The organism is Mesorhizobium sp. Z1-4 (assembly GCF_004000235.1).
Lineage (GTDB): Bacteria > Pseudomonadota > Alphaproteobacteria > Rhizobiales > Rhizobiaceae > RCIO01.
The window spans coordinates 1,410,672-1,424,836 of sequence record NZ_RCIO01000001.1; the positions used below are offsets into that span (position 1 = coordinate 1,410,672).

14 protein-coding genes and 1 pseudogene are annotated in these 14,165 nt (G+C 62.3%); 6 read left to right on the forward strand and 9 right to left on the reverse strand.

The annotated features are described in order from the left end of the window. Positions 1 to 71 precede the first annotated feature (71 nt). Together EP165_RS06865 and EP165_RS06870 are read left to right on the forward strand one after the other, a co-directional pair. Positions 72 to 2,099 (forward strand): M3 family metallopeptidase, encoded by a 2,028-nt coding sequence (locus EP165_RS06865; RefSeq protein WP_501981661.1) that lies wholly within the window; start codon positions 72 to 74, stop codon positions 2,097 to 2,099. Between the two features lie 38 nt (positions 2,100 to 2,137). Further along, the gene (locus tag EP165_RS06870) at positions 2,138 to 3,121 is read left to right on the forward strand and encodes an aldo/keto reductase (RefSeq protein WP_127520726.1); all 984 of its coding nucleotides are present in this window, start codon (positions 2,138 to 2,140) and stop codon (positions 3,119 to 3,121) included. Positions 3,122 to 3,134: 13 nt separating this feature from the next. Here EP165_RS06870 and EP165_RS06875 read toward each other — a convergent pair whose 3' ends face one another. Next, positions 3,135 to 3,716, reverse strand: coding sequence for a VOC family protein (locus EP165_RS06875; protein ID WP_127520727.1), 582 nt, complete (start codon positions 3,714 to 3,716; stop codon positions 3,135 to 3,137). Positions 3,717 to 3,889: 173 nt separating this feature from the next. On the opposite strand from EP165_RS06875, the gene typA reads away from it, so the two are divergent. Continuing rightward, on the forward strand, positions 3,890 to 5,716 hold the full coding sequence (gene typA, locus EP165_RS06880) for a translational GTPase TypA (protein ID WP_127520728.1): 1,827 nt from the start codon (positions 3,890 to 3,892) through the stop codon (positions 5,714 to 5,716). A 31-nt stretch (positions 5,717 to 5,747) separates the two neighbouring features. Here typA and EP165_RS06885 read toward each other — a convergent pair whose 3' ends face one another. Then, on the reverse strand, positions 5,748 to 7,655 hold the full coding sequence (locus EP165_RS06885; protein WP_127520729.1) for a cation:proton antiporter domain-containing protein: 1,908 nt from the start codon (positions 7,653 to 7,655) through the stop codon (positions 5,748 to 5,750). A 261-nt stretch (positions 7,656 to 7,916) separates the two neighbouring features. Here EP165_RS06885 and EP165_RS06890 point away from each other — a divergent pair, with 261 nt between their 5' ends. After that, on the forward strand, positions 7,917 to 8,612 hold the full coding sequence (locus EP165_RS06890; protein ID WP_127520730.1) for an orotate phosphoribosyltransferase: 696 nt from the start codon (positions 7,917 to 7,919) through the stop codon (positions 8,610 to 8,612). 15 nt (positions 8,613 to 8,627) lie between these two features. Here the strand turns inward: EP165_RS06890 and EP165_RS06895 are convergent, their stop codons facing one another. The 4 genes from EP165_RS06895 to EP165_RS06910 are packed head-to-tail and all read right to left on the reverse strand — an operon-like array spanning position 8,628 to position 10,670. Next, positions 8,628 to 9,287 carry a 5-formyltetrahydrofolate cyclo-ligase gene (locus EP165_RS06895; RefSeq protein WP_127520731.1) on the reverse strand — a complete coding sequence of 220 codons (660 nt, stop codon included), beginning with the start codon at positions 9,285 to 9,287 and terminating at the stop codon, positions 8,628 to 8,630. 3 nt (positions 9,288 to 9,290) lie between these two features. Then, positions 9,291 to 9,740: an Rrf2 family transcriptional regulator gene (locus EP165_RS06900; RefSeq protein WP_127520732.1), complete on the reverse strand. Its 450-nt coding sequence runs from the start codon at positions 9,738 to 9,740 to the stop codon at positions 9,291 to 9,293. After that, positions 9,737 to 10,222, reverse strand: coding sequence for a DUF4149 domain-containing protein (locus tag EP165_RS06905; RefSeq protein WP_127520733.1), 486 nt, complete (start codon positions 10,220 to 10,222; stop codon positions 9,737 to 9,739). The genes EP165_RS06900 and EP165_RS06905 overlap by 4 nt, the downstream gene beginning before the upstream one ends. Continuing rightward, positions 10,209 to 10,670, reverse strand: a complete 462-nt coding sequence (locus tag EP165_RS06910) for a group III truncated hemoglobin (protein WP_127520734.1) — start codon at positions 10,668 to 10,670, stop codon at positions 10,209 to 10,211. Before EP165_RS06910 ends, EP165_RS06905 begins: the two co-directional genes overlap by 14 nt. 172 nt (positions 10,671 to 10,842) lie before the next feature. Here EP165_RS06910 and EP165_RS06915 point away from each other — a divergent pair, with 172 nt between their 5' ends. Beyond that, on the forward strand, positions 10,843 to 12,000 hold the full coding sequence (locus tag EP165_RS06915) for an acyl-CoA dehydrogenase family protein (RefSeq protein ID WP_127520735.1): 1,158 nt from the start codon (positions 10,843 to 10,845) through the stop codon (positions 11,998 to 12,000). A 14-nt stretch (positions 12,001 to 12,014) separates the two neighbouring features. Beyond that, on the forward strand, positions 12,015 to 12,833 hold the full coding sequence (locus EP165_RS06920) for an HTD2 family dehydratase (RefSeq protein WP_127520736.1): 819 nt from the start codon (positions 12,015 to 12,017) through the stop codon (positions 12,831 to 12,833). Positions 12,834 to 12,855: 22 nt separating this feature from the next. Here the strand turns inward: EP165_RS06920 and EP165_RS06925 are convergent, their stop codons facing one another. The 3 genes and pseudogenes from EP165_RS06925 to EP165_RS06935 form a co-directional block, all read right to left on the reverse strand. Next, positions 12,856 to 13,167: a hypothetical protein gene (locus tag EP165_RS06925; RefSeq protein WP_127520737.1), complete on the reverse strand. Its 312-nt coding sequence runs from the start codon at positions 13,165 to 13,167 to the stop codon at positions 12,856 to 12,858. Between the two features lie 16 nt (positions 13,168 to 13,183). Beyond that, on the reverse strand, positions 13,184 to 13,879 hold the full coding sequence (locus EP165_RS06930; protein ID WP_127520738.1) for an orotate phosphoribosyltransferase: 696 nt from the start codon (positions 13,877 to 13,879) through the stop codon (positions 13,184 to 13,186). A gap of 51 nt (positions 13,880 to 13,930) precedes the next feature. Beyond that, a pseudogene (locus EP165_RS06935) lies at positions 13,931 to 14,165 on the reverse strand (dihydroorotase); the annotation flags it as partial.

The following is a 14,165-nucleotide window of genomic DNA, read 5'->3' on the forward strand; positions in this document are numbered from 1 at the left end:
CCGGTTTCTCCGGCATGTTTTCAGCAATTCCGGACAAAGCCGTGAGCGCCATCGACCTGACATCTCATCCCATGACCCATTGGACGGGGCCGATTGGCCTGCCGGATTTCACAGCGTTGGACGATGCCGAGTTCAGGCCGGTTTTCGAAGCAGCACTTGCCGAGCATAATCGGGAAATCTCGCAGATCGCTGGATCGGCGGATGCGCCCACGATCGAGAACACGCTCGCGGCGCTCGAACTCTCCGGCGACGCGCTTGGCCGGGTGTCCGCGCTGTTCTGGACACGAGCGGGCGCTCATACCAATGACGTCATCCGCGCGCTGGAGCGCGAGATCGCACCGAAGATGGCCGCGCATTATTCGGCGATCGCGATGAATGCCGAACTCTTTGCGCGTATCGATGCGCTCTACCAACGCCGTGCCGAACTCGGACTGGATGCCGAAACCGACCGTGTGCTGGAAAAGACCTGGAAGGGTTTCGTGCGCGCCGGCGCCAAACTGGGGGACGAAGCCAAAGCGCGACTTTCCGAAATCAACTCCGAGCTTGCACGGCTGGGTGCTGCGTTCGGGCAGAACATTCTGGCCGACGAGGCGGAATGGGCGATGTTCCTCGACGAGGGCGATGACCTTGCAGGTCTGCCCGGCTTCCTGCTTTCGGCCATGCGCGGCGCCGCCGAAGAGCGCGGTCAGGCCAGCCGCTACGCCGTGACGCTGTCGCGCTCGATCATCGAACCGTTTCTCACCTACTCGGCACGGCGCGATCTTCGGGAAAAGGCATTCCACGCCTTCACACATCGCGGAGAAAATGGCGGCGAGACAGACAATCGCGACAACGTTGCGCGGATTCTTTCGTTGCGCGCCGAAAAGGCCAGGCTGCTGGGCTATCCGCATTACGCGGCGCTGAAGCTCGACGACACGATGGCCAAGGATGCAGGCTCGGTTCTCGGGCTGCTTCAGCCTGTGTGGGAGAGCGCCAAACGCAAGGCTGCCGACGACGAGGCCGAGCTTGGCCGCATCGCTGCCGCGAATGGCAGCAACGAGCCGCTGGCAGCCTGGGACTGGCGCTACTGGCAGGAGAAGCTGCGGGCGGAAAAGTACGATCTCGATGAGGCACAGCTGAAGCCCTATCTGCAGCTAGAGCATATTGCCGATGCTGCTTTCGACGTTGCGGGGCGGCTTTTCGGCCTCACTTTCAAGGCGCGCGGCGAGGTCCCCGGCTGGCACCCGGATGTGCGGGTGTTCGAGGTGCATGACGCAAAGGGCAACCATCGGGCGACCTTCGTGGCCGACTATTTCAACCGCGCCTCCAAGCGCTCCGGCGCCTGGATGAGCTCGCTGGAATCCGGCCACAAGCTTGGCGAGGGTGCGATGCCCGTCATCTACAACGTGATGAACTTCGCCAAGCCGCCGAAGGGCGAGCCGGCGCTGCTTTCCATGGACGATGCGCGCACGTTGTTCCATGAGTTCGGCCATGCGCTGCATGGCATGCTGACCGACGTCACCTGGCCTTCGGTTTCGGGCACCTCCGTATCGCGCGACTTCGTCGAGCTGCCGTCGCAGCTTTACGAACATTGGCTGACGGAGCCGGAAGTGCTCAACAAGCACGCACGCCACCACGAGACCGGCGAGGCGATGCCGGAAGAGCTTGTCGAACGCATGCTCGCGGCGCGCAATTTCAACGCCGGCTTCGCGACTGTCGAATTCACCGCGTCGGCGCTGGTCGACATGGCTTTCCATGCCGAAGCTGCCGCGCCAGCAGATCCGCTGGCATTCGAGGCCGAAACGCTGGCGAAGCTGGGCATGCCGGACGCAATAGCGATGCGCCACCGCACGCCGCATTTCGCGCATGTGTTTTCCGGCGACGGCTATTCGGCCGGTTATTACTCTTACATGTGGTCAGAGGTGCTGGACGCTGACGCCTTCAAGGCGTTCGAGGAGACCGGTGACATCTTCGACGGCGAGACCGCGCGCAAGCTTCATGACTTCATCTATTCGGCCGGCGGTTCGCGCGACCCGGAAGAACTCTACACGGCGTTCCGGGGCAAGATGCCATCGCCCGAGGCGATGATGGAAAAGCGCGGGCTGACGCCGGCGGAGTAGCCGTGGTCGGCGTGAATTCTGACAAGGAGAGTGATTTAATGCAGCAGCGGCAACTCGGCAGAAATGGCAAACAGGTCGGCGCGGTCGGGCTCGGCTGCATGAGCTTCGCCGGCGTCTATGGCGGCACCGACATTGCCGAAAGCCACGCGACGCTGGCGCGGGCCCTTGAGCTTGGCGTCACGCACCTCGACACCGCGCTGATTTACGGCAACGGGCTTTCAGAAGAGGTTATCGGCGCTTTCATCAAGGATCACCCGGGCCGCTTCACTATCGCTACCAAGGGCGGCATACGGGTTCATCCCGAGCGCGGTTTCGACAATTCCGAGGCTTATCTGCGCGAATGCCTTGAGGGCTCGCTCAAGCGGCTCGGTGTCGACCATGTCGAACTCTATTACATCCACCGGCGTGACCAGAGCATTCCGATCGAGGATGTGACCGGCACGCTGGCGCGTTTTGTCGAAGAGGGCAAAATCGGCGGCATCGGCTATTCCGAGATCGCGCCTTCGTCGCTGGAACGTGCCGCCGCTGTACATCCCGTGATGGCTGTGCAGAGCGAATATTCGCTTTGGACGCGGCTGCCTGAGCTCGGCATGCTGCAGGCCTGCGAGCGGCTTGGAGCTGCCTTTGTTGCCTTCTCGCCGGTGGCGCGCGGCATGTTCGCGCGTGAGGTGCCAGACGCCAAGTCGATCCCGGCTGAGGCGTTTCGCGGCCAGAACCCTCGGTTTCAGGAGCCGAATTTCTCCCGCAACCTGGCGCTTATCGAGCCGTTCCGCCGCTATGCGATCCAGCGCGGTCTTTCGCCGGCGACGCTGGCGCTTGCCTGGGTGCTTGGCAAGAATGACAACATCATCGCCATTCCGGGCACGCGCTCGGCGGCGCATCTCGATGAAGATGCAGCGGCCGCCGACCTGAAGCTGAGCGCTGCCGAGATCGCCGAAATCGAGACGATACTGCCGGCGGGCTTCGCGCATGGCGCTCGCTACAGCGAGGCGCAATCGAACGGTCCGGAGGTCTATTGCTGAACCGAGGGGCTATTCAGTAGGCCTTTTTCGGCGAGCGGTCTTCGGACAGTGACGCGCGCGAACCCTCGACGATCTGCTCGATCGCGTCGGCCAGATGGATTTCGGCGATAGCGTAGTCACCCCGCGCGACCCTGATCCTGTGCGCCTCCATCAAGACGTCGGCATGGGTGAAGCCAAGTGGCGGCTCGAAACGATATGAGGCGAGTTCGATGGTCAGGCCGAGCGGATCATTGAAATAGATCGAATCCATGAAGCCGCGGTCTTTCGGACCGGTGTTCTTGATGCCCCTTTCCTCAAGCCGCTCGACGGCCTGAAGGAAAGTCACGCGCGACACATTAAACGCGATGTGGTGGACGCATCCGGGCTCTGTCGGCGTGCGGCGCGGATCGGGCTTGCGCTCTTCGTTCGTAAAGATCGTGATCAGGCGCCCGTCGCCCGGATCGAAATAGAGATGGCTTTCGGCTGCTCGGTCGAGATTGGGCTGTTCGAAAATGAAGGGCATGCCGAGCACGCCTTCCCAGAAGTCGATCGAGGTCTGCCGGTCGGCGCCGACCAGCGTGATGTGATGAACGCCCTGTGCCTGCAGTTTCCGCATGTCGGGTTCCCTCCGTCGATCCTGGCGGCGCCAGCCTACAGGCGAATGGAAAGACGGGCCACTACGGGCGTCGTTGCCCAGACACTATCGCCCGATGGCAAAAAGCTGTAAGAGCCGCCGCAACAAGTGAGGCCTCCTCCCCGGCCCGCATCTCGAATCACAGAGCACCCGACATGAAACTCCGCAATATCGCGATCATCGCGCATGTCGACCATGGCAAGACGACACTGGTCGATGAACTCCTGAAACAGTCCGGCTCGGTCCGCGAACACCAGCGTGTGGCCGAACGCGCGATGGATTCCAATGATCTTGAGAAGGAACGCGGCATCACCATTCTCGCCAAGGCAACTTCGGTGGAGTGGAACAACACGCGTATCAACATTGTCGACACGCCCGGCCACGCCGATTTCGGCGGCGAGGTGGAGCGCATCCTCAATATGGTGGACGGCGCGATCGTACTCGTCGACGCTGCCGAGGGGCCGATGCCACAGACCAAGTTCGTGGTCGGCAAGGCGCTCAAGGTCGGTCTGAAGCCGATCGTTGCGATTAACAAGATCGACCGGCCGGACGGGCGCCATGTCGAGGTGGTGAACGAGGTGTTCGACCTCTTCGCGGCGCTGGACGCCACCGACGAGCAGCTCGATTTCCCGATCCTCTACGGTTCGGGACGCGATGGCTGGATGGCCGCAAATCCGGAAGGGCCGAAGGACGAAGGGCTGAAACCGCTATTCGATCTGGTGCTCAAACATGTGCCGGAACCGACGGTGCATGAAGGGCCGTTCCGCATGATCGGGACCATTCTGGAGGCCAATCCGTTTCTGGGCCGCATCATTACCGGGCGCATCGAGTCAGGCTCGCTGAAGCCCAATCAGGCGGTGAAAGTGCTGCATCATGACGGCAGCCAGCTGGAAAGCGGCCGCGTCTCGAAGATACTGGCTTTCCGCGGGCTCGAACGCCAGCCGATCGAAGAGGCGCAGGCGGGTGACATCGTGGCGATAGCCGGTCTCTCGAAAGGCACCGTGGCCGACACCTTCTGCGACCCGTCGGTTAACCAGGCATTGCCGGCGCAGCCGATCGACCCGCCAACGGTGACAATGTCGTTCATCGTCAACGATTCCCCGCTTGCCGGTACCGAAGGCGACAAAGTCACTTCACGCGTCATCCGCGACCGTCTGCTGCGCGAGGCGGAAGGCAATGTTGCGCTGAAGATCGAGGAATCGGCCGACAAGGATTCCTTCTACGTTTCAGGCCGCGGCGAGCTGCAGCTGGCCGTGCTGATCGAAACCATGCGGCGTGAAGGCTACGAACTCGCCGTCTCGCGTCCGCGCGTGGTGATGCAGAAGGACGAGAGCGGCCAGCTGCTGGAGCCGGTCGAGGAAGTCGTCATCGACGTCGATGAAGAACATGCCGGCGTCGTCGTGCAGAAGATGAGCGAGCGCAAGGCCGAGATGGTGGAACTCAAGCCGTCCGGCGGCAACCGCCAGCGTCTCGTTTTCCACGCGCCCACGCGCGGCCTGATCGGCTACCAATCGGAGCTGCTCACGGATACGCGCGGCACCGCCGTCATGAACCGTCTGTTCCACGAATATCAGCCCTATAAGGGCGAGATCGGCGGGCGCATCAATGGCGTGCTGATCGCCAACGAACCCGGCGAGGCCGTAGCCTATGCGCTGTGGAACCTGGAAGATCGCGGCCCGATGGTCATCGACCCGGGCGTCAAGGTCTATCAGGGCATGATCATCGGCATTCACAGCCGCGACAACGACCTCGAAGTGAATGTGCTCAAGGGCAAGAAGCTCTCCAACGTTCGCGCCGCAGGCAAGGACGAGGCCGTGAAGCTCACGCCGCCGGTGCGCATGACGCTTGAGCGGGCGCTTGCCTGGATCCAGGACGACGAGCTGGTGGAGGTAACGCCGAAATCGATCCGGCTGCGCAAGCTCTATCTCGACCCGCACGAACGCAAGCGCTTCGAAAAGGCAAAGACAGCCGGAGCGGCATAGAGGCGGGCCGCAAACGGACAGGCAGCGCGGCTCAGCTTGCGGGTTCGCGCTTTGCGTCCTCTTCCTCTCGGATCTTGCCCATCTTCACCATGAGTTCGGTCTGGCGGGTTTCCAGAACCTCGCGGATTCGCGCAACATATGCCTCGTTCTCATGTGCGGGAATGTCGGGATCATAAGCGTCGGCGACGGCAATCATCGCCTCGCGGTCGGTATCGTTGAACAGATCCTTCATGCGCTCCGCCGCCTTCTTGCTTGCACCCAGTGCCTGGAAAGCGGAGCGGCCCATGCGCAGTGAGCCGTCATAGGTTTCGCGGATGATGTCGCGGCAGCCGGCAGCCCACAGCTCGTAGACATGATGCCGGTTTCTGGCCCGCGCGATGACATGCAGATTGGGATATGTCGCCGTTGCGTAGCGTACCAGTTCGTTAATCTGCTCCTTGTTGTCGATCGCGATGACAAAGAGCTTCGCGTCGGCGATGCCGGCAGCCGCCAGCAGGTCCGGTCGGGTCGCGTCGCCGTAGTAAACTTTGACGCCGAAGGTGCGCAGCGCCTCGAGGTGGCTTGAGTTGAAATCAATGATTGTCGGCGTGTAGCCAGCTGATTTGAGCATGCGGTTGACGATGCCGCCGACCCGCCCCGCACCAGCGATAATAATCTGGCTCGGTTCTTCGATCTCGTCGGCCTCGCGCGTTTCGTCGCTCGTGTAGCGTGGCACGATGATGCGATCGTAGAATATGAAGAGAAGCGGCGTGAGCAGCATGGAAAGTGCGATCACCAGCAAAAGCTGATCTGCGATTGCCTGCGGCAGGATCGAGTTGGCAACCGTGAACGACAGCAGCACGAAACCGAACTCTCCGGCCTGCGCCAGGCCGAGCGTGAAGAGCCATTTGTCAGCGCCGCGCAGCTTGAAGAAATAGGCCAGTGCCAGCAGCACCAGGCACTTGGCCAGCATCAGGCCGAGGGTGAGCGCGATGGTCAACCACAGCGTCTCGCCCAGAAGCGTAAAATTGATACCGGCGCCCACCGTCATGAAAAACAGTCCGAGCAAAAGGCCGCGGAAGGGGTCTATGTCGGATTCCAGCTCGTGGCGGTATTCGCTGTTGGCAAGCACCACGCCGGCCAGGAAGGTGCCGAGTGCGGGCGACAGCCCGACAAGCGACATCAGAAGCGCGATACCGACAACCATCATCAGAGCCGTGGCGGTGAAGAGTTCGCGCAGCTGTGCCATCGCGATGAAGCGGAAGATCGGACGTGTGAGGTAGCTGCCTCCCGCGACCACGATACCGATCGCTGCGATGGTGACGAGCGCGGTCTGCCAGCTGTTCAGACCATCGACCAGGCTGAGGCCGGGACCGTGTCCTGCTTCGGCGGCATGGCTGGCTTCCGCGCCGTGAGGAGCGATTTCGGCTGCAGCGCCCAGCAGTTCCGGTGCCGCCAGCAGCGGCATCAGGGCAAGCATGGGGATGACGGCGATGTCCTGGAAAAGCAACACAGAGAAGCTTGCCTGGCCGCCATCGGAACTCAGGATGCCGCGCTCGTTCAGCGTCTGCAGCACGATGGCGGTGGAGGAAAGCGCAAGTACAAGGCCGATCGCCAACGAGATGCTCCACGTTTCGCCGAGCACCATGGCGACCGCCATCACAACGAGCGTGGTTGCAGCCACCTGCCCGCCTCCGAGGCCGATCAGCCGGCCGCGCATCTGCCAGAGTTTTTCCGGTTCCAGCTCCAGCCCGACCAGGAACAGCATCATCACCACACCGAACTCGGCGAAATGCTGGATCGAGACGACATCGACATTGAGCAGCGCGAGGATGGGGCTGATGGCAATGCCGGCGATCAGGTAGCCAAGCACGGAGCCCAGTCCGAGCCGCGAGGCGATGGGCACGGACGCAACACCGGCGACGAGGAAGATAAATGCGAGAAGTAGAAAATCCGTCATCCGGTGCCCCCGTCCGCTCCCGACCGGGCAGCTGGCGCCGCCCCACATTCCGGCGAGCTTACGCGCGCCGCTTTGGGCCGCGCAAGCTGGCGGCCGGTGTCCCGAGCCACATTGAAGCCGATCGAGCGGCCGCACGGTAGCTGGTCAGATGGCGGATGGCGCGTCGAGAGTATTGCGACCGGTGGAATGTTGCGGCGCGGGCTGGCTAGTGCGGACCAATGTTGATAGCGAAAGGCGACGGTCAATCAGCGAGGCGACACCATGTTCTCCAACACTTTCCCGGATCGCGCGGTCATATCTGAAACCGTGGCGAAGATGCTGCTGGAGATCAAGGCGGTACATTTCAGAGCCGACCAGCCATTCACCTTCACATCCGGCCTCGCAAGCCCGGTCTATATCGATTGCCGCAAGCTGATCTCCTATCCGCGCATTCGATCAGCGCTGATGGACTTCGGGGTGTCGGTGATTGTCCGCAATGTCGGTTTCGAACAGTTCGATGCGGTGGCAGGCGGCGAAACGGCAGGCATTCCCTTCGCTGCATGGCTGTCAGACAAGCTTGGCCTGCCGATGCTTTACGTGCGCAAGAAGCCCAAGGGGTTCGGCCGCGATGCACAGATCGAAGGGTCGCTGAACGACGGCGCGCGGCTGCTTCTCGTCGAAGACCTGACCACCGACGGCGGCTCGAAAATCAAGTTTGCGGAAGCGATCCGCAAAGCAGGCGCGGAAGTGACCGACACTTTCGCGGTCTTCTATTACGACATCTTCCCCGACACACCGCAGCGGCTGGCGGATGCCGGCATGCGGCTTCACTACCTTGCCACCTGGTGGGACATTCTGAAAGTCTGCAAGGACGAGAACCGGTTTCCGGCGGACACGATCAGGGAAGTCGAGTCCTTTCTCAACGACCCGATCGGATGGTCGTCGGCCAATGGCGGCATTTCGGAACGGCCGCAATAGGCGCACCTGGCGCGATCAGCTCAGGCGCTCGATCACCAGCCGGTCCATCGGCACGTCGTGCCATTGCGGGAATATCGTCGGCAGTTTCTGGAACTCGAACCCCACGCCGATCGTGAGCGGCTTTGTGGGCATCGCGGCGAGCGTACGGTCATAGAATCCGCCGCCGTAGCCGAGGCGATAGCCGGCGGGATCGAAGCCGACCAGCGGTGCAATCACGATATCAGGCAAAACGGCCTCGCCTGTGGCGGGAACAGGTATGTTCCAGATGCCCTTTTCCAGCTTATCGCCTGGCGCCCAGCTGCGAAACTCAAGCGGCTGACCCTTGGAGATCACCACCGGCAGGGCGATGCGCGCACCGGCGCCGAGCTTACCCTGAGCCCAGCCGCGAAGATCCGGTTCGCCGCGGAACGGCCAGTAGAAACCTATGATGCGGCCGCTGAATTCGCCGATTTCGCGGTCAAGCGTGGCGGCGATATTTGAGGTCGCTTCCGCGCGCTTGGCGGCGGCCGTCGAAAGCCGCTTCTCGATGAGGCGGGCTCGCTCCGACTTGCGCCATCTGGCTACCTCCAGCGCAGCCTGAGGGTCGTGAGCAAGGATGCCGGAATAGGCCGGGTCCGCCTCGTGCAGCAAGCAGGCGGGTGAGGCGTAACCGGCGCGTTCCTCGCGGTCGTTCACAGGCTACGCCGCCTTCGTTTCCGGAAATGCCAGCAGTTCTTCCAGCAGATTACGTTCGTCGACCAGGTCGGCCAGCGTGTATTCGTCGAAGACCGCCAGGAAGGCATCGACGCCCTTGCGTATTATTCCCTGCAGACGGCAGGCGGGAGTGATCACGCAGGCTCCGCCATCGTGCCCGAGGCACTCGACCAGCGCGAAACTGTCCTCAGTTGCCCGCACGACAGCGCCGACATTGATTTCGTCCGGACTGCGGGTGAGCGCGATACCGCCAGAGCGGCCGCGCGTCGTCTTCACATAGCCGAGCCGCCCGAGATTATGCGCCACTTTCAGGAGGTGGTTGCGCGACAGACCGTAGGTCGAAGCCACATGCGCAACCGTGACCGGTTTTTCGTCGTGCACTGCGAGAAAAATCAGCATGCGCAGCGCATAATCGGTGTGAAGCGTCAGTTTCATGGGGCTTCCGCCGTTGCATCCTGCCTATCGCGCCATCCAAGCCTGAATAGGGCAAGAAGCGAGATCGCAGCAAGTGCCTGTGCCTTTGTGATCTCAAGACCGGCGTAAATCGTGTGGTGTGCCGACGGCGGCAACGGGCTGCCGGCCACAACCGCCGCCACGCGGGCCTCGAGCGCCGGCAGAAGCCACAATGCCTGTAGTGTCACGATTGCCACAACTGCCGCCGACAGGCTCACCGTGGTGCGGGACGCCCTTGGGAAAAAGGTCGTTATGACGAGCCCGAGCGAGAGGCCCCACTCCACCGTGGAGAAGGCGGCGAATGTGACGCTGCCGACCTCAAGCGCTACGGGCAGCTCCAGCGACGGCGCCTGGAACTTGACCGGGGTCGCAAGGAAGGAAACGCCAATAAGCATTCCGAGCCATGCGAGTGCGACGAACGCCGTAACAGCGTCCGCAAAGGGATCCCGGTCAGGTCTGTCCATGCGATTTGTCCCCTGGCGGTATGCCGGCGGCAGGCAGGCGGAAGAACATTGCCAGCTTGAGGCTTTGCGCGATGCGTTCGGCGCGCTCGGTGAACACAGCTGCCACCTCCGGCGTGCAGAGGTCGGTCGCCGTGCGCCTGAAAATGCCGAGCCAGATGTCGAAGTCCTCTTCGCGTACCTGTTTGAGTTTCAGATGCGCGGGAACAGGGCGGCCGCTGTAGGCGCCGTTCTTGAGGATTACGGCGCACCAGAAGTCGGTCATCTTTTCGAGATGCGGCTCCCAATGATCCCCGATCACCCCGGCAAATATCGGGCCCAGGCGTTCGTTGCCGCGGACTCTTCGATAGAATTCGCGCACAAGTCCGCCGACAAAGGCCCTGTCGATGCCGGGATGATCGAGTGGCGTTTCCGGCTTGGGGCTCTGCCGTTCCGCCAATGGGGTGGACATGGTTGTCTCTTTTAAGTGGTATGCTGGATACTACTTTTATCCATTGGGCAGCCAGCGGGCAAGAGCAAAATTGTCCGCAGGCGGTTGCATCGCACCGGGTTGAAGCTGCGCGAAAGTACGGCCACTGTAGCCGGCATAGCCATGGCCGTTAGGCCCCTGCGAGGAGGCGCAGATGTTTCCAGTCCCGGACTACCCCGAGATCCGCGAGGCGGTGCGCAGGCTGTGTGCAGAATTTCCCGGGGAGTACTGGCGCGCGCTCGACGCCAAGCGCGAATATCCGGCGGCCTTCGTGGCGCGGCTCACCGAGGCCGGCTATCTGGCAACGCTGATCCCTGAGGAATATGGCGGCTCTGGCCTGCCGCTTTCGGGCGCCGCGGCGGTGCTTGAGGAAATCCAGCGCGCTGGCTGCAACGGTGCTGCCTGTCATGCGCAGATGTATGTGATGGGCACCGTGCTGCGGCATGGCTCGGAAGCGCAGAAGCAGCAATATCTGCCGGCAATTGCCGCTGGAGAATTGCGGCTGCAGGCGTTCGGGGTAACCGAACCGACGTCGGGCACCGACACGACCTCGATCCGCACCTTCGCACGCCGCGAGGGCGAGGAATATGTGATCAACGGCCAGAAGATCTGGACGAGCCGCGCCGAACATTCCGACCTGATGGTGCTGCTGGCGCGCACCACGCTGCGCGAGGAGGTGGCAAAGCGCACCGACGGCCTGTCAGTGTTCATCGTCGATATGCGGGTGGCGGCGGGCAACGGGCTCACCATTCGCCCCATCCGCACGATGATGAACCATTCCACGACCGAGGTCTTCTTTGACGATGTTCGCATTCCGGCCGCCAATCTCGTTGGCGAGGAAGGAAAGGGCTTCCGCTACATCCTTTCAGGCATGAATGCGGAACGCATCCTGATCGCTGCCGAATGTATCGGCGATGCCAAATGGCTGATCGAAAAGGCCACGCATTATGCCGGAGAGCGGAATGTCTTCGGTCGGGCCATCGGTGCCAATCAGGGCATCCAGTTTCCGATCGCGCGCGCCTACGCCAATATGCGCGCGGCCGAGCTGATGCTGCGCGAGGCGCTGCGCTGCTACGAGTCGGGTGAGAATTGCGGGGCAGAAGCCAATATGGCGAAGCTGCTGGCGGCGGACGCCTCCAACGAGGCTGCCAATGTGTGTGCGCAGACGCATGGCGGTTTCGGATTTGCCGAAGAGTACGACATCGAGCGCAAGTTCCGCGAAACGCGGCTCTATCAGGTGGCGCCGATCTCCTCGAACCTGATCCTTTCCTATCTCGCCGAGCACGTGCTCGGCCTGCCGCGATCCTACTAGCGGGAGCGCTTGCGATGGCCGATGCCGAGGAACCTTTCGCCGAATGGATCGGCCGCACCAGCGAGCATATCGACGAGGTGACGCCGCGGCTCGTGAAGAGCTTTCGCGCCATCTTCGGCGACTGGCTCGCGCCGACGCCTGAGGACGAGGCGCCGCTTTGCCTGCACTGGTGCCTGTCACCGGCGATCGCGCCCATGGAAGCGCTCGGGCGCGACGGACATCCGGCCAAGAACCGGGATCTCCCGCCAGTGCCGCTGCCAAGGCGCATGTGGGCCGGCGGGCGCATCGAGACATTTGCACCGCTCCGAATTGGCGACACAGTGCGGCGCGTTTCGACGGTTGTGGATGTGACCCACAAACGGGGGCGCAGCGGCGAGTTGTGGTTCGTCGCGGTGGATCACGACTATCATTCGCCGCGCGGCCTGGCGGTCCGGGAGCGGCATGACATCGTTTACCGCGCGGACGGCACTTCGGCGGCGGCTGGTCCGTCGGCGGAGCAGGCGCCGGACGTTACGAGGCGCCTCGAAACCTCCCCGGTGCTTTTGTTCCGCTACTCGGCGATCACCTTCAACGGACACCGAATTCATTACGATCCGGCCTATGCGAAGGATGTCGAGGGCTATGACGGGCTCGTGGTGCATGGGCCGCTGCAGGCGACGCTGCTTTTCAACCTCGCCGCATCTCGCACAGGCACCGTGCCCGGGCAATTCAGTTACCGGGGCGTGTCACCCGCTATCGCAGGCAATCCGATCGATGTCTGCGCTGCTGAAGACGGCTCATTGTGGACCGCCGATGCGGCGGGCCGGGTGCACATGAAGGCTCAGGTCGAATGAGACGACCTACACGGCAGTCCGGCTACGTCGCTAACCGCGCCGATACGGCATTCAGCGCATCGAGCTTCGCTTTCTCCGACCCGTCGGAAAATGCGGCGTCCAGAATGCCGACGATCTGCGTGATCTCGTCGAGCTCCTCGGCGGCTTCTTTCACGGTCAGAGGCTGGTCGTCGTAGGAATCCACGAAGCGCTGTGTCGCGTAGGAAATCAGAAGCAGAGCCGCGGCGTTCTGGGGTTCGTCGGCTATGCGGGTGCGCGCCTCGCGACTGCAGGCATCATAGGCGCGCACGCTGCCGCCCGCTTCGTTTATGCTTTTGACCAGCGATTCAAACATCACGCACTCCTTGGTATTAGCGCTGCAGTTCCGATATGCCGCCGTTACCGGCGGACCACGAAACCGGATCGTTCAGGAAGCTTTCCACCTCGGCGATTGTTCCCGGGGGAAGGCGGTTTTCGTTCTTGCAGACCTTCAATATGTCCCACCACGTTGCCAGGTAGTGAAGCCGCATGCCGGCCTCGGCGAGACGCTGCGGGGTGTCGGGGAAGATATCGTAATAAAACACCGCGAATGTGTCGGCGACGGTGGCGCCGGTGCGGTTGATCGCGTCGCCGAACTTGATTTTCGAACCACCATCGGTCGTCAGATCCTCGACAAGCAGCACGCGCGCGCCATCCTTGAGAGAACCCTCGATCTGGGCATCGCGGCCAAAGCCCTTGGGCTTTTTGCGCACATAGAGCATCGGCAGCCCAAGCCTGTCCGACAGCCATGCCGCGAACGGAATGCCGGCCGTCTCGCCGCCTGCCACAGCGTCGAACTGTTCGAAGCCGACCTGCCTGACGATTATGGATGCTGCGAAATCCATCAAGGCCGAGCGGATGCGCGGATATGAAATCAGCTTGCGGCAGTCTATATAGACCGGGCTCGCGAGACCGGACGTAAAGGTGAAGGGCTGGTCGGCCCTGAAATGCACGGCGTCGATTTCCAGCAGCATCTTAGCGACGGTTTCGGAGATCAACTCCCTGTCTGGAAATGTGTTTGAAAACATCGGTTTTCTCTGTTGGCCGGGTCGGCGGCGGTTGCAAGTTCGGATCAGGTGTCAGGCGCTTTCCACTCTCCATTTCACCTTGAAGCCTGGATCGAAGACGGTGACGGGTCCGTCTTGAGTGTCGATCCTTGCGGGGAAGGCGACGGGGGTGGGTTGTCTGGTGAGTGTGATGCGGGTGTCGTTGGGTGGCATGCGGTAGAAGGCAGGGCCGTTGAGAGAGGCAAAGGCCTCGAGGCGATCGAGCGCGCCTTCCTGCTCGAACACATGGGCGAGCAGCGGCATGGTG

What these genes read in the sequence shown, in the direction of transcription:
- EP165_RS06885 (WP_127520729.1), bottom strand. Translation starts at nt 7,655, where the DNA reads ATGACGGATTTTCTACTTCTCGCATTTATCTTCCTCGTCGCCGGTGTT.
- typA (WP_127520728.1), top strand. Translation starts at nt 3,890, where the DNA reads ATGAAACTCCGCAATATCGCGATCATCGCGCATGTCGACCATGGCAAG.
- EP165_RS06915 (WP_127520735.1), top strand. Translation starts at nt 10,843, where the DNA reads ATGTTTCCAGTCCCGGACTACCCCGAGATCCGCGAGGCGGTGCGCAGG.
- EP165_RS06870 (WP_127520726.1), top strand. Translation starts at nt 2,138, where the DNA reads ATGCAGCAGCGGCAACTCGGCAGAAATGGCAAACAGGTCGGCGCGGTC.
- EP165_RS06905 (WP_127520733.1), bottom strand. Translation starts at nt 10,222, where the DNA reads ATGGACAGACCTGACCGGGATCCCTTTGCGGACGCTGTTACGGCGTTC.
- EP165_RS06925 (WP_127520737.1), bottom strand. Translation starts at nt 13,167, where the DNA reads ATGTTTGAATCGCTGGTCAAAAGCATAAACGAAGCGGGCGGCAGCGTG.
- EP165_RS06900 (WP_127520732.1), bottom strand. Translation starts at nt 9,740, where the DNA reads ATGAAACTGACGCTTCACACCGATTATGCGCTGCGCATGCTGATTTTT.
- EP165_RS06865 (WP_501981661.1), top strand. Translation starts at nt 72, where the DNA reads ATGACCCATTGGACGGGGCCGATTGGCCTGCCGGATTTCACAGCGTTG.
- EP165_RS06910 (WP_127520734.1), bottom strand. Translation starts at nt 10,670, where the DNA reads ATGTCCACCCCATTGGCGGAACGGCAGAGCCCCAAGCCGGAAACGCCA.
- EP165_RS06920 (WP_127520736.1), top strand. Translation starts at nt 12,015, where the DNA reads ATGGCCGATGCCGAGGAACCTTTCGCCGAATGGATCGGCCGCACCAGC.
- EP165_RS06875 (WP_127520727.1), bottom strand. Translation starts at nt 3,716, where the DNA reads ATGCGGAAACTGCAGGCACAGGGCGTTCATCACATCACGCTGGTCGGC.
- EP165_RS06930 (WP_127520738.1), bottom strand. Translation starts at nt 13,879, where the DNA reads ATGTTTTCAAACACATTTCCAGACAGGGAGTTGATCTCCGAAACCGTC.
- EP165_RS06890 (WP_127520730.1), top strand. Translation starts at nt 7,917, where the DNA reads ATGTTCTCCAACACTTTCCCGGATCGCGCGGTCATATCTGAAACCGTG.